Annotated in this window: 13 protein-coding genes; 6 read left to right on the forward strand and 7 right to left on the reverse strand. The window is 72.2% G+C overall.

Going from position 1 to position 12021, the window contains the following annotated elements; translation table 11 throughout:
* Positions 1-19: 19 nt before the first annotated feature.
* Positions 20-370 carry a DUF6285 domain-containing protein gene (locus tag C1J01_RS39840; RefSeq protein ID WP_111184237.1) on the reverse strand — a complete coding sequence of 117 codons (351 nt, stop codon included), beginning with the start codon at positions 368-370 and terminating at the stop codon, positions 20-22.
* Positions 371-479: 109 nt separating this feature from the next.
* Between C1J01_RS39840 and C1J01_RS50510 the strand changes: the two genes are divergently transcribed.
* The 5 genes from C1J01_RS50510 to C1J01_RS39860 all read left to right on the forward strand — a co-directional run bounded on the left by C1J01_RS50510 (position 480) and on the right by C1J01_RS39860 (position 5059).
* Positions 480-647 (forward strand): hypothetical protein, encoded by a 168-nt coding sequence (locus C1J01_RS50510; protein WP_181449227.1) that lies wholly within the window; start codon positions 480-482, stop codon positions 645-647.
* 142 nt (positions 648-789) lie between these two features.
* Entirely contained in the window at positions 790-1809 is a 1020-nt protein-coding gene (locus tag C1J01_RS39845) for a M14 family zinc carboxypeptidase (RefSeq protein ID WP_111184238.1), read from the forward strand.
* A 280-nt stretch (positions 1810-2089) separates the two neighbouring features.
* Positions 2090-2872, forward strand: coding sequence for a CPBP family intramembrane glutamic endopeptidase (locus C1J01_RS39850; RefSeq protein ID WP_111184239.1), 783 nt, complete (start codon positions 2090-2092; stop codon positions 2870-2872).
* A 40-nt stretch (positions 2873-2912) separates the two neighbouring features.
* On the forward strand, positions 2913-4103 hold the full coding sequence (locus C1J01_RS39855) for an acyl-CoA dehydrogenase family protein (RefSeq protein WP_111184240.1): 1191 nt from the start codon (positions 2913-2915) through the stop codon (positions 4101-4103).
* On the forward strand, positions 4100-5059 hold the full coding sequence (locus C1J01_RS39860) for a phosphotransferase family protein (protein WP_111184241.1): 960 nt from the start codon (positions 4100-4102) through the stop codon (positions 5057-5059). The genes C1J01_RS39855 and C1J01_RS39860 overlap by 4 nt, the downstream gene beginning before the upstream one ends.
* 12 nt (positions 5060-5071) lie before the next feature.
* Here C1J01_RS39860 and C1J01_RS39865 read toward each other — a convergent pair whose 3' ends face one another.
* The 6 genes from C1J01_RS39865 to htpX all read right to left on the reverse strand — a co-directional run bounded on the left by C1J01_RS39865 (position 5072) and on the right by htpX (position 9896).
* On the reverse strand, positions 5072-5497 hold the full coding sequence (locus C1J01_RS39865; protein ID WP_111184242.1) for a hypothetical protein: 426 nt from the start codon (positions 5495-5497) through the stop codon (positions 5072-5074).
* Between the two features lie 62 nt (positions 5498-5559).
* Positions 5560-6432, reverse strand: coding sequence for a CPBP family intramembrane glutamic endopeptidase (locus C1J01_RS39870; RefSeq protein WP_111184243.1), 873 nt, complete (start codon positions 6430-6432; stop codon positions 5560-5562).
* Positions 6433-6573: 141 nt separating this feature from the next.
* Positions 6574-7104, reverse strand: coding sequence for a hypothetical protein (locus C1J01_RS39875; protein ID WP_111184244.1), 531 nt, complete (start codon positions 7102-7104; stop codon positions 6574-6576).
* Positions 7105-7275: 171 nt separating this feature from the next.
* The gene (locus tag C1J01_RS39880; RefSeq protein WP_111184245.1) at positions 7276-8571 is read right to left on the reverse strand and encodes an RNA polymerase sigma factor; all 1296 of its coding nucleotides are present in this window, start codon (positions 8569-8571) and stop codon (positions 7276-7278) included.
* A gap of 3 nt (positions 8572-8574) precedes the next feature.
* Positions 8575-8913, reverse strand: coding sequence for a YciI family protein (locus tag C1J01_RS39885; protein WP_111184246.1), 339 nt, complete (start codon positions 8911-8913; stop codon positions 8575-8577).
* A 125-nt stretch (positions 8914-9038) separates the two neighbouring features.
* A complete protein-coding gene (gene htpX / locus C1J01_RS39890) occupies positions 9039-9896 on the reverse strand; it encodes a zinc metalloprotease HtpX (protein WP_111184247.1) in 858 nt (285 codons plus the stop codon).
* Between the two features lie 324 nt (positions 9897-10220).
* Between htpX and C1J01_RS39895 the strand changes: the two genes are divergently transcribed.
* Positions 10221-11669 (forward strand): DUF6351 family protein, encoded by a 1449-nt coding sequence (locus C1J01_RS39895; RefSeq protein ID WP_220040341.1) that lies wholly within the window; start codon positions 10221-10223, stop codon positions 11667-11669.
* Positions 11670-12021 lie beyond the last annotated feature (352 nt).

Genomic DNA, 12021 nt, shown 5'->3' on the forward strand with positions numbered 1-12021 from the left:
CACGGTGGGGGGCGGGCCGTCAGTCGTGGGTGAGGTAGCCGGGGTTGGCGACCTTCAGCTTGGCGCGTACGGCCTGCTCCAGCACGGCGAGGAGCGGGCCGTCGTCGGGCACGCGGCCCTCGCGGATGGCGGCGGCCAGCTCGGCGTCGTCGGCCACGCCCAGCTCGGCCAGGCGGGCGGCGTGCTCGGCGGCCTGGGCCGGGCCGAGCTCCAGCTCCCGTTCGACCATGCCGAGGACGTTCACCGCCACCCGGGTGTGGTAGCGGACCCGGCCCTCGACGGCCGGCAGCACGTCGCTCTGGAGAAAGTCACGTACGGCGGCCACGAGCTCGGCGGCGGTGGGAACGTCATGCGGTTCGGTACGCGTCACAAGCACCTCATCGGGACAGTGGTGGCTGCAGGCCCTCCAACGCCTCTTCTCGTAAGAATCTAGCCGGACACCCCATGACCCACCCTCCAAAGGGATCCTCGACCAGCTGATGGACGGACTGCGCTTCCAGATCACCGAGGACGACGTCCTCGATGATCGCGTGGAGGCGCCGGAGAGCATCAGCTCGACCCTGGCGCTGATCGGGCGCATCACGGAAACCGACATCACCGCCGACTGGTTCCAGGCGCAGCGCTCACGCATCAGACCCACCGCCTGACAAAGTGGCACCCGCTTCGGAGAGGGGCTCACCACGGGAGGGGCCGTCGCCGTACACCACTTCCGCGGACGTTAACAGCCTTGATCGTTTCGCGCTCAAAGGTGAGACTGCCGATGAAGTTATGCCAGAAAGGTGAACTTTCATGCGAATGCGTCGCTTACTCGCCGTGGTGCTGTCCTGCGCAGTCGTCGGCCTGCCCGCGGCTCCCGCCGCCGCCGATCCCCCCACCCATCCTGGAGGCCCCTGCATCCAGGACAACCAGAACGTCAGCCTGAGCAGCGTCGCCGGCTACGCCGACGTCGTCAGCGGCCTGGACCGCATCGCGCGGACCAGTAAAGGCCTGGTGACCGTGCACAAGGCCGGGCAGTCGGGCGAGGGGCGTGACCTGCTGTACGCGACCGTCGGCCGCGGGCCCGACGTCTTCTGGCTGCACGCCCGCATCCACGGAGACGAACTGCACTCCACCGAGTCGGTCCTCCAGGTTCTCGACCACCTGGCGTCAGGGGACCCCGACGCGCGGCTCATCAGGGAACGGATGACCGTGATCGTCATCCCCATGTACAACCCCGACGGCGCCGAGGCCAACATCCGGCAGAGCACCACCCCCAACCGCGTCGACCTCAACCGCGACTGGGAGAACTTCAGCCAGCCCGAGTCCCGCGCATGGTACGCGCTCTGGCAGCGGATGCGGCCACGCTTGGCGCTGGACCTGCATCACATGGGCACCGCACCGGTGGTGCAGGGGACGGAGGAGCTGAACCAGTTCCAGATCGGCATCCGGCCGATCGACCCCTCGCGGATGACGGCGACGCAGTGGGCCACCGCCCAGCAGCTGTCGATGGTGTCGGTGAAGGCGCTTGACGGGTTCGGGCAGACGCACGTGGCGCGTTATCCGGACATCGACATCACCAACGCCGTGCTCTCCCGAATGCTGCTCGGCGGGCCAGGCCCCGACGGCAGCAGTCCCGGCTTCGCGACGCAGGGCGCGATCTTCTACGAGGTCCGCTCGGTCGGGCAGAAGAGCAACGGCTACCTCGAGCGGCTGTTCACCGTGCCCACGATGGCGGTGCTGAACGCGGTGGCACGCGGCGAACTGGCCGGGACAGACCTGTCGGGCATCGACGCCATCCCCCGCGCCACGCAGGGAACGTGCGGCGTCTGACCTCATCCGGCCCCCAAGGCGACGCGCCGACAGGCCTTGCCCTACGTCCTCATGGGGTACGTGCGTCCCCGCGTCGCCGTACTAACGCATGAGACCGACTCGGGACGTTCCGCAAGACGTTCGTCGTTGCGGACTTGGACAGTGTGCAAGCCCGCATCCGCTGCGTGCACGACGAGCAACCCCCGCGGACTTTCACCGATGAGGAGTGCCGCGCAGGATCGCGGGCGAGGAGATATCAGGATTTATCTGGGTTAGATCATGTAACGGCTAGTCTGCGGCCATGCACACGTCCTCCCCTCCCGCCCCGTCACCTGTGCTCAGTCCCAGGCTCATCCATGCCGAGCTCTTCGTGGTGTTGTCGGTCTCGCTCGGCGCCAGCGGGCTGCTGGCGTTCGTCCGGCTGATCGGGGCGCTGACAGCGCCGCGTGAGCTGCAGGGCCAGCAGGCCGTGCTCGTCGGGTCGATGGCGCCCGGCAGGCCGTGGCTGGACCTGACGCTGCAGCTCGTCCAGATCGCGATCACGGTGGCGCCGGTCGGGCTGGTGGCGTACCTGCTGGCGCGCTCGGGCGAGTCGATGCGCACGATCGGGTCCGACTTCCGGCGGCCGGGCTCCGACCTGTTGCGGGGCGCGGTGCTGGCGGCGGCCATCGGCGGCTCGGGGCTGGCGTTCTACCTCGCGGTGTGGGCGCTCGGGGTGAACCTGACCGTGGTGCCCGGCGCGCTGCCCGAGGTGTGGTGGCAGGTGCCGGTGCTGCTGCTCGCGGCGGCGCAGAACGGCGTGCTGGAGGAGGTGATCGTCGCCGGCTACCTGCTGCACCGGCTCGGCCAGGCCGGCTGGGGGCCGTGGAAGGCCATCGTGGCGTCGTCGTTGCTGCGCGGGTCGTACCACCTGTATCAGGGGTTCGGCGGGTTCGTCGGGAACGTGGTGATGGGGCTGGTGTTCGGGTGGGTCTACCGGCGGTGGGGCCGAACCATGCCGCTGATCGTCGCCCACACCCTCATCGACGCCGTGGCCTTCGTCGGGTACGCGTTCCTGCACGGCAAGGTGAGCTGGCTGCCGTGAACCCGTTGACCCGGTCCTCGTTCCGGGATGAGATCGTTTCATGACTTTCGCGGTGCCCGAGAGCGTACGCCCGATCCGTGACGCGGTGTACGCGTTCATGACCGAACGGGTCGAGCCCGCCGAACCGGTGCTGCACGCGGGCGGGCCCGAGGCGGCGGCGCTGCTGGGCGAGCTGCGCGCGCAGGCGAAGAAGGAGGGCCTGTGGGCCCTCGGCCATCCGCGTGAGCTGGGCGGGGGCGGGCTGCCGTTCCTCGACTACGTCTACGTCAACGAGGTGCAGGGGCGCAGCGAGTACGGGCAGCTGGCGCTGGGGACGTACACGCTGCAGGACTCGCTGATGTTGCACGAGCACGCCTCCCCCGAGCAGCGCGAGCGCTACCTGGCGCCGCTGGTGCGCGGCGACATCTCACCGAGCTTCGCGATGACCGAGCCGGGCGTCTCCAGCAGCGACCCGACGCAGATCACCACGTCGGCCGTGCTCGACGGCGACGAGTGGGTGATCAACGGGCACAAGTGGTTCACGACCGGGGCCTCGCGGGCGGCGTACACGACGGTGATGTGCCGGACCGAGCAGGACGCGCCGCCGCATCTGGCGTTCTCCATGATCCTGGTACCGACGGACACGCCGGGCTACACGATCGTGCGCGACACGCCGGTGCTGGGCCTCGGCGGGGCGCACTGCGAGGTGCGTTACGAGGACGTCCGGGTGCCCGCCGCCGACCTGCTCGGGACGCGCGGTCAGGGGTTCGTCATCGCGCAGAAGCGGCTCGGCCCCGGGCGCATCTTCCACTGCATGCGCTGGCTGGGGCAGGCGCAGCGGGCCTTCGACCTGATGTGCCGCAGGCTGCACGAGCGGCAGGCGTTCGGCGAGCCGCTGGCGGCCAAGCAGCTCATGCGGCAGCACGTGTTCGACTCCTACACCGAGATCCAGTCCGCCCGGCTGCTGACCCTGCACGCCGCCGAGGCGATCGACGCGGGCTCGCAGGCCCGCGTCGAGATCGGCGCGATCAAGGTGGTGGGCGCGCGCATGTTGCACAACGTGATCGACCGCGCCATCCAGGTGCACGGCGCCGCGGGCCTGACCCCGGACACGCCGCTGGATCGCATGTACCGGCACGCCAGGGCCGGGCGGATCTACGACGGGCCCGACGAGGTGCACGTCGACTCGGTCGGGCGGCGCATCCTGGGCGCGTACGCGGCGGGCGGTGGCTGGGAGTTCGGCCTTCGATGACCGACCTGCTGGCGATCGTGCGCGAGGCGCTGGGAGACGAGGCGGTGATCGCGTCCAGCGCGCGGCTGCCGGGCGGCGCCTCCCGCGAGACGTGGGCCCTCGACGTCGTGACCCCCGGCGGCGGACGGCACGAGCTGATCCTGCGGCTGGACTCCCCTGGCGCGCCCCCCGAGGGCGGCGGGGCGGCCGGGTGGGGTCTCGCGGCCGAGGCGCGGCTGATGCGGGCCGCCGCGGGCGCCGGGGTGCCGGTGCCGCGGATCGTGACCTGCGGCGAGTCGTACATCCTCATGACACGCGTGCCCGGCGAGACGATCCCGCGCAAGATCCTGCGCGACGACGCGTACGCGGCGGCCCGGCCGCGGCTGGCCCGGCAGTGCGGGCAGGCGCTGGCCGCGATCCACCGGATGCCGCTGTCCTCGGTGCCCGACGACGGAGGGCAGGACCCGCTGCTGCGCTGGCGCGACGTGCTGGACCAGCTGGGCGAGCCGCACCCGGTGTTCGAGCTGGCGCTGCGCCGGCTGGCCGCGACCCGGCCGCCCGGCGGGCGGCGTACGGTCGTGCACGGCGACTTCCGCAACGGCAACCTGATCGTCGGCCCTGACGGGATCAGGGCGGTGCTCGACTGGGAGCTGGCCCACGCCGGCGACCCGCTCGAAGACCTCGGCTGGTTGTGCGTGAAGGCGTGGCGGTTCGGCTCGCCGCTGCCGGTGGGCGGCTTCGGCGGCTACGACGAGCTGATCGAGGGGTACGAGCGCTCCGGCGGCCAGCTCGTCGAGCGGGAGGCGCTGCGCTGGTGGGAGACGTTCGGGGTGCTGAAGTGGGGCGTCATCTGCGTCATGCAGGCGATGCGGCATCTGCGCGGCGGCGCGCGGTCGGTCGAGCTGGCCGCGATCGGGCGCCGGGTGTGCGAGACGGAGTGGGACCTGCTGCGCATGCTGGACGAGCTGCCGCGCTGACCACGCCGCTGATCACCGGGCTGATCCTCGCGCTGATCGTCCCGGCCGTGGCAGGGCCCGCTTGAGCGGCGAGAGCACCAGCAGCACGCCGAGCAGCGCGTACAGGCCGGTGACGCCGGCCAGGGTGCCGGGCGGCTCGCCGGTCTCCGCCCCCGGCAGGGTGCCGGCCAGGCCCATGGCGGCGTCGAGGTCGAGCGCGAAGAGCGTGCCCGTGGCGGCGAGGGGCACGCCGCAGGCGAGCGCGGCGGCGGGCCAGGCGGTCAGCAGCGTGACGAGGACGGCGACCGCGGCGAGGTAGCCGAGCCCGTCGAGGGCGGGCGCGAAGGCGGCGTTGCCCGTGCGCAGGGCTCTGGCGGCGGCTTCGGTGAGGGTGCACAGTGGCACGAGCGCGGCCAGGCCGGCGACCGTTCCCAGCGTGTGACGTGCGCGTTCGTCCATCCGGCCCACCGCCTCCTTCCTGCGCAGACCTTATCCGGCGGCCCCGGGCGGGAGCCGGGTTTTCAGCCGGGCAGGGCCGCCACGGCGACGATGGCCGTGTTGATCGCGATGTGGGTGACGATCGCCGGCCACAGCGCGCCGGAGCGGGCCCGGATCCAGCACAGGATCGACCCGATCACGGTGACGGCGAGGATCGCGACCGGGTCGAGCGTGATGCCGCCGGCGCCGACGTGCACGCCGTGGCCGATCGCGAACACCGCCGTCACGATGACGCCGCCCCACCCCATCGGCGCGCCGAACACCCGCCAGGGGCAGCCGAAGACGTGGTCGAGCAGCGCGAGCAGGGCTCCGCGCCACAGCAGCTCCTCGGTGGTGCCGGGCAGGGTGAGCTGGAACAGCAGGCTCTCGAACGTCGGGCCGGCCGTGGTCACGCCGTTCGCCCAGTTGAGCAGCGTGTAGAGCAGGACGGTGATGACGGCGGTGAGCGCCACCGGCCGCGCCGAGCCGGGCGTGGTGCGCACGGTCAGGCCGGACCGCTCGCGCAGGGCGGGGCCGGCCAGCGCGAACAGCAGCGTCACCATGGCCAGGTCGATCAGCCTGCCCTGCCAGTTGCGCTCCAGGCCGCCGAAGAGCCCGAGGTCGGGCGTCCCGATGAGGCCGAAGGTGGTCAGCGCCGTCAGCCCGGCGGCGACGAGCAGCGGACGCGGGCCGCCCACCCGCCGGGCCAGCACGGCCGGCACGGTCAGTGCCAGGCCCGGCAGCAGGAGCGCGGCGGCGAGGACCGCCGCCACGCCGAGCCGCGCGCCGACCTCGCCCGGCCCGGCCACCACCAGCGCGAGCGCGGTCACCGCCGCGAACGGCGCGCACGCGAACGCCAGCGCCCGCCCCGGGACGTGCGGGCCGGTCTCGACCGCCGGGATCGTCGGGGTCGTCATCGCCCTCCTCCGAAGAGCCGGCAGACGTCGCGCCGCCGGCCTCGCCCGCCGGGTGGCTCATCCGGGCGAACGGCCGCGACCCTGGTCACCCCACGAGATTACGGCGGTGATCTCCTGGCCGGGAAGCCCCGGGACCGCCCGTCAGGGGAAGTCCTTCGGGTTGACCGGGCTGGTGCGGGCGTTGCCGCCGCGGACCGGGTTGAGGGTGAGGGTGTACACGACCGAGGACGTGGCGGTCGTGACGTACCTCAGCCGGCTGTCGAAGCGCTGGTAGGAGGCGCTGCGGGTGAAGCGGCCCTTGGAGGCGTTGAAACGGTAGCCGTTGGTGAAGTAGATCCGGTACGTGCCGTCCCTGACGTCCTTGATGGTCGCGGTGGAGCGGGCGCGGACGTAGATGCTGATCGCCTTGGTCTTGCCCCTGACCAGGGTGACCACGCCGTCCTTCGCGAGACCGTTCCTGATCTTCAGCCGGCCCTGGCCGCCGCTGTAGCGGTCGTAGATGATGCGGCCGTTGGAGGGGCGGGCCGCGGCGCTCTGGGACACCGCGACGGCGGCCTGCTCCGTCGTGGCGGTGGCCGCTTCGGCGGGGACGGAGGTCAGTAAGCCGCCGGCCAGTGCGACGGCCGCGACGACGCCGGTCTTGAGGGGGGTTCGTTCGAGAAATCTCTTCACGTGAACATCTCCTTGCACATGGTCAGCGCCCCACCCTAGAAGATCTTCAACGCTTGAGACAGCGGTTATTCACCGAAACTCACGAATAGAAAAGGGCATTTCCCTCCATTCCTGGGCGAAATGACCTGCTCATATTGCGCGATATTTCGGGATGAGGGGTTGCCGGGGGTCTCAGCCGGCGGCCTCGCACTCCCGCAGCCGGCGCCGCAGGTGGGCCCGTTCGGGCTCGGTGCCGGCCAGGGCGAGCGCCTCCCGGTAGGCCGCCGCGGCCTCGGGCCCGCGGCCCAGCCGCCACAGCAGCTCGGCCCGCGCCGTCGCGTACGGCGGGTAGCCGCGCAGCCGAGGCTCGCCGGCCAGCTCGTCGAGCAGCGCGAGCCCCTGCTCCGGGCCGTCGCGCAGGGCCACGGCGACCGCCCGGTTGAGCGCGATCACCGGGGAGGGATCGATGCTCAGCAGCACGTCGTACAGTGCCACGATCTGCGGCCAGTCGGTGGTCGCGACGTCGGCGGCCTCGTCGTGCAGGGCGGCGATCGCGGCCTGCACGCCGTAGAAGCCGGGCGGGCCGCCGGTCAGCGCGGCGACCACCAGGGTCTGGCCCTCCTCGATCATCGTGCGGTCCCAGCGGCCGCGGTCCTGCTCGTCGAGGAGGACGAGCTCGCCGCCGGGGCCGATCCGGGCCGCGCGGCGGGCGTGGATCAGCAACATCAACGCGAGCAGCCCGGCGACCTCCCGCTCGCCGGGCAGCAGGCGGCGCAGGATGCGGGCCAGCCGGATCGCCTCCTCGGCCAGGTCGAGCCGCTGGAGGTCGGGTCCGGAGCTGGCGGCGTACCCCTCGGTGAAGATCGAGTAGATCACCTGGAGCACGCCCGGCAGCCGCTCGGGCAGCTCGTGCGCGTCCGGCACGCGGAACGGGATGCGCGCCTGGCGGATCTTGTTCTTGGCGCGCACGATCCGCTTGGCCATCGTGGCCTGCGGGAGCAGGAAGGTTCGGGCGACCTCCGGCGTGGTCAGCCCGGCCAGGCAGCGCAACGTCAGCGCCACCCGGTCCTCGGCGGGCAGCGCGGGGTGGGCGCAGGTGAAGAAGAGCTGCAGCCGCTCGTCGGGCAGCTCTCCGTCGGGGCCGGCGGGCGGCGCGCCCGCCGCGCGGTCGGCCTCCACCTGCAGCAGGGCCAGGCGGGCGGCGTACGCGCGGTCGCGGCGCAGCCGGTCGACGGCCCGGCGCCTGGCCGTGGTCATCAGCCAGGCGCCCGGCTTCGGCGGGACGCCGCTCACCGGCCAGTGGACCAGTGCCGCCTCGATCGCCTCCGAGGTGACCTCCTCGGCCAGGTCGAGATCGCCGAAGCGGCGTACCAGCGCGGCGAGCAGCCGGCCGCGCTCCTCGCGGAAGACCGCCTCCACGGATGAGCCGGCCGCGGCGACCGGCTCGGCGCGTGGATCAGTGGGGGGATCGGTGGCGGGCCGGTCCATGGGTCAGAACTCGGCGACCGGGCGGACCACGACGGAGCCCGCGCGGGCCCCCGGGCAGCGGGCCGCCCAGTCGAGCGCCACGTCCAGGTCGGGCACGTCGATGACGTAGAAGCCGCCGAGGATCTCGCGCGTCTCGGCGAACGGCCCGTCGGTGACCGTCCGGCCGCCCGAGGAGTCGACGCGGACCGCGGTGGCGGTGGTCAGGTCGGCCAGCGACTCACCGGCGACGAAGACGCCCGCCTCACGGACCGCCTTGTCGTAGGCGACCCACTCCTCGAACGAGGGCTGGTCGCACTCCGGGGTCTCCTCGGCGGGGCTGTTGATGAGCAGCATGTACTTCATGGTCGTTCTCCTCTGTCGTCGTGCGGCGGGGTCGCCGTCACCCTGTCCACGAACGGGACGGACCGAGAAGGACGCACTCCCAGAAATTTCCTCCTCCGATTTTCCGCGCGGCCGGGCCCCCGGCGTCAGCCGCGGTGGGCGGCCATCTCCTGCAGGCGGGCGATCCGGTCGGCGATGGGCGGGTGCGTGGAGAACAGCCGCCCGAGGCCGCCGCCCCGGAACGGGTTGGCGATCATGAGGTGCGACGTCGAGGAGAGCCGGCCGTTCTCCGGCAGCGGGAGCTGCCGCGTGCCCGCGTCGATCTTCCGCAGCGCGCTCGCCAGCCCCAGCGGGTCCCCCGTCAGCCGCGCGCCCGACTCGTCTGCCTGGTACTCCCGCGCCCGCGAGATCGCCATCTGGATCAGCGCGGCGGCCACCGGCCCGAGCAACATCAGCAGCAGCGCGCCGAGGAAGCCCGGCCCGTCGTCGTCACTGCCGCCGCCCCCGCCGAAGAACCCCACCATGTACGCCAGGTACGTGATCATCGTGGCGAGCGCGCCCGCCACGGACGAGATCAGGATGTCGCGGTTGTAGACGTGCGACAGCTCGTGCCCGATGACCGCGCGCAGCTCGCGCTCGTCGAGCAGCCGGCTGATCCCGTACGTGACGCAGACCGCGGCGTGGCGCGGGTTGCGCCCGGTGGCGAAGGCGTTCGGCTGCATGGTGGGCGCGACGTACAGGCGCGGCATGGGCTGGCCCGCCTGCGCCGACAGCTCGCTCACCATCCGGTGCAGCGCGGGCCACTCCCCCGGGCCGACCGGCTGGGCGCGCATGGACGACAGCGCGATCTTGTCGGAGAAGAAGTACGCGACGGCGTTGGTCGCCAGCGCGACGAGCACGGCGATCTGGATCCCCGCGCCGCCCCCGAACCACCATCCGATCAGGATGATCAAGGCGGACAGGGCGCCGAGCAGGACCGCCGTACGCAGACCGTTGTGGCGCATGACATCCTCCCTTCCGAACCTCTCCCCCTACCCGGGATCGGGACTCGCGATCCCGCACGTTTTATCACCGTATGTCGGGTATGGGGGTCTCGCGAGGTGGAGCACACTCGGGCCTTCGAGCTGTGGGTGACCCGTTCTCCACGCGGGACGTAACCGGGTCGTGGGGGCCGCCGATCGCATCGGCGGCCCCCACGTCGTGTCCCGGCCCCGGAGGTGAACAGACATGAACAGAATCGACGAAACATTCGCTTAACAGATCTTCCTTCCTACGATCAGGGGGCCGCGCCGCAGCGAGGCGCGGCGTGACGAAGGAGGACCACTTCCGTGGACATCAGCCAGGCCCCTGGTCGCACCCCCCGCACTCCCTTCCGATCCCCGCTCCCCCGGCGCGCCGCCGCGGGCGCCGTGCTCATGGCGGCGGCGCTCCTCGCGCCCGCCGCGCCGGCGAGCGCCGCGGCGGGTCCCGAGGCCGCGCCGTGCCCGGCGGAGCTGGCCGACCTGGCCACCTGCTACGGCGGGCAGGACGAGAACGGCGCCCACTACACGATCGCCGTCCCGCGCGCCTGGAACGGCTCCCTGGTCGTGCACGCCCACGGCGGCCCCGACCTCACCGAGACCTCCGACCCCGAGCGCAGCCCCGAGGACCTGGCCCGCTGGTCGGTGATGGTCCGCGAGGGGTACGCCTGGGCCGGCTCGGCCTACCGCCGCGGCGGCTACGGCACCCGGATGGCCGCCGAGGACACCGAGAACCTGCGGCGGCTGTTCGTGAGGACGTTCGGCGAGCCGAAGCTGACGTTCGCGCACGGCCAGTCCTGGGGCGGGAACGTCGCAGCCAAGGTCGCCGAGATGTACGGCCGGCGCTACGACGGGGCGCTGCTCACCAACGGCGTGCTGGCGGGCGGCACCCGCGGCTACGACTACCGGGTGGACCTGCGCGTGGTCTACCAGTACTACTGCCGCAACCACCCGCGCCCGTCCGAGCCCCAGTATCCGCTCTGGATGGGCCTGCGCGAGGGCTCGACGATGACGACGACCGGCCTGCGCGCGCGGCTGCGCGAGTGCACCGGCTACGACCTGGCGCCCGCGGAGCGCACGGCGGAGCAGCAGCGCAACCTGGACGACATCCTGGCCGTGACGAAGATCCCCGAACGGACCCTGGAGTCGCACCTGCGCTTCGCCACCTTCACCTTCCGCGACATCGTGCACAACCGGCTCGGCGGCCGGAACCCGTTCGGCAACCGGACCGTCCGCTACACCGGCTCGCACGACGACAAGGCGCTGAACGCCGGGGTCGAGCGGTTCTCGGCCGACCCGTCGGCGGTGCGGGACCTGTCGTTCGACAGCGACGTCACGGGCGCGGTGCCGATCCCGGTGCTGACCATGCACGCGATCGACGACCCCACGGCGTTCGTCGAGCACGAGTCGGCCTACCGGGCCAGCCTGGAGGGCGCGGGCAACGGCGACCGGCTGGTGCAGACCTTCACCCGGGAAAGCGAGCACAGCGAGCTGAGCACCGCGGAGTACGCCGCCGTGATGTCGGCGCTGTCGTCGTGGGTGCGCACCGGCGACAAGCCCACGCCGGAGTCGGTGGCGGCGTCCTGCCCGAGGTTCGACGCGGTCTACGGCACGGGCTGCTTCTTCGACGCCGCGTTCACCCCGGGTGAGTACGCCTCGCGGGTGCTGCCGCGTCCGGGCGCCCGCCACTGGCCGGCGCTGACGGCGGCGCAGGAACGGGCGTGGGCGCGCCGCGGCGGCGTCGGCATCGCCCCGTGAAAGCTCCCGGCCCGGGGGTGCGCAGCCCCCCGGGCCGGGCCCTTGACCAGCCCGCCGGCCAGCCCGCTGATCAGTCCGCCGGTCAGCCCGCCGGTCAGGCCGCTGGTCGGTCCGTGCCCTCGCCTGTCGTGAGGCCCGCGGACGCCGTGCCGCCCACCGCCCGAGGCCATTCGGGACTCCCGTACGGGAGTGGATCACCCATTTGATCTACTTCTCAAACAGACCCTAGGAGTGTCCTGAAGATCTTGGCGGTCTGGCCAGGTGGGGTTTCGGGATTCAGACTCGGGTCATGATGGGTCGTCAGAGGGTTCCGGCCGGGCCTGAGGTGTGGGTCGTGTGCCGGGAGATGATC

Origin of the sequence: Nonomuraea aridisoli (assembly GCF_003236395.1) — a bacterium.
Classification (GTDB): Bacteria; Actinomycetota; Actinomycetes; order Streptosporangiales; family Streptosporangiaceae; genus Nonomuraea; species Nonomuraea aridisoli.

Excerpts from the sequence above, each read along its gene's own strand:
- C1J01_RS39880 (WP_111184245.1), bottom strand. The coding sequence starts at position 8,571 with ATGGACCGGCCCGCCACCGATCCCCCCACTGATCCACGCGCCGAGCCG.
- htpX (WP_111184247.1), bottom strand. The coding sequence starts at position 9,896 with ATGCGCCACAACGGTCTGCGTACGGCGGTCCTGCTCGGCGCCCTGTCC.
- C1J01_RS39845 (WP_111184238.1), top strand. The coding sequence starts at position 790 with ATGCGAATGCGTCGCTTACTCGCCGTGGTGCTGTCCTGCGCAGTCGTC.
- C1J01_RS39850 (WP_111184239.1), top strand. The coding sequence starts at position 2,090 with ATGCACACGTCCTCCCCTCCCGCCCCGTCACCTGTGCTCAGTCCCAGG.
- C1J01_RS39855 (WP_111184240.1), top strand. The coding sequence starts at position 2,913 with ATGACTTTCGCGGTGCCCGAGAGCGTACGCCCGATCCGTGACGCGGTG.
- C1J01_RS39860 (WP_111184241.1), top strand. The coding sequence starts at position 4,100 with ATGACCGACCTGCTGGCGATCGTGCGCGAGGCGCTGGGAGACGAGGCG.
- C1J01_RS39885 (WP_111184246.1), bottom strand. The coding sequence starts at position 8,913 with ATGAAGTACATGCTGCTCATCAACAGCCCCGCCGAGGAGACCCCGGAG.
- C1J01_RS39865 (WP_111184242.1), bottom strand. The coding sequence starts at position 5,497 with ATGGACGAACGCGCACGTCACACGCTGGGAACGGTCGCCGGCCTGGCC.
- C1J01_RS39870 (WP_111184243.1), bottom strand. The coding sequence starts at position 6,432 with ATGACGACCCCGACGATCCCGGCGGTCGAGACCGGCCCGCACGTCCCG.
- C1J01_RS50510 (WP_181449227.1), top strand. The coding sequence starts at position 480 with ATGGACGGACTGCGCTTCCAGATCACCGAGGACGACGTCCTCGATGAT.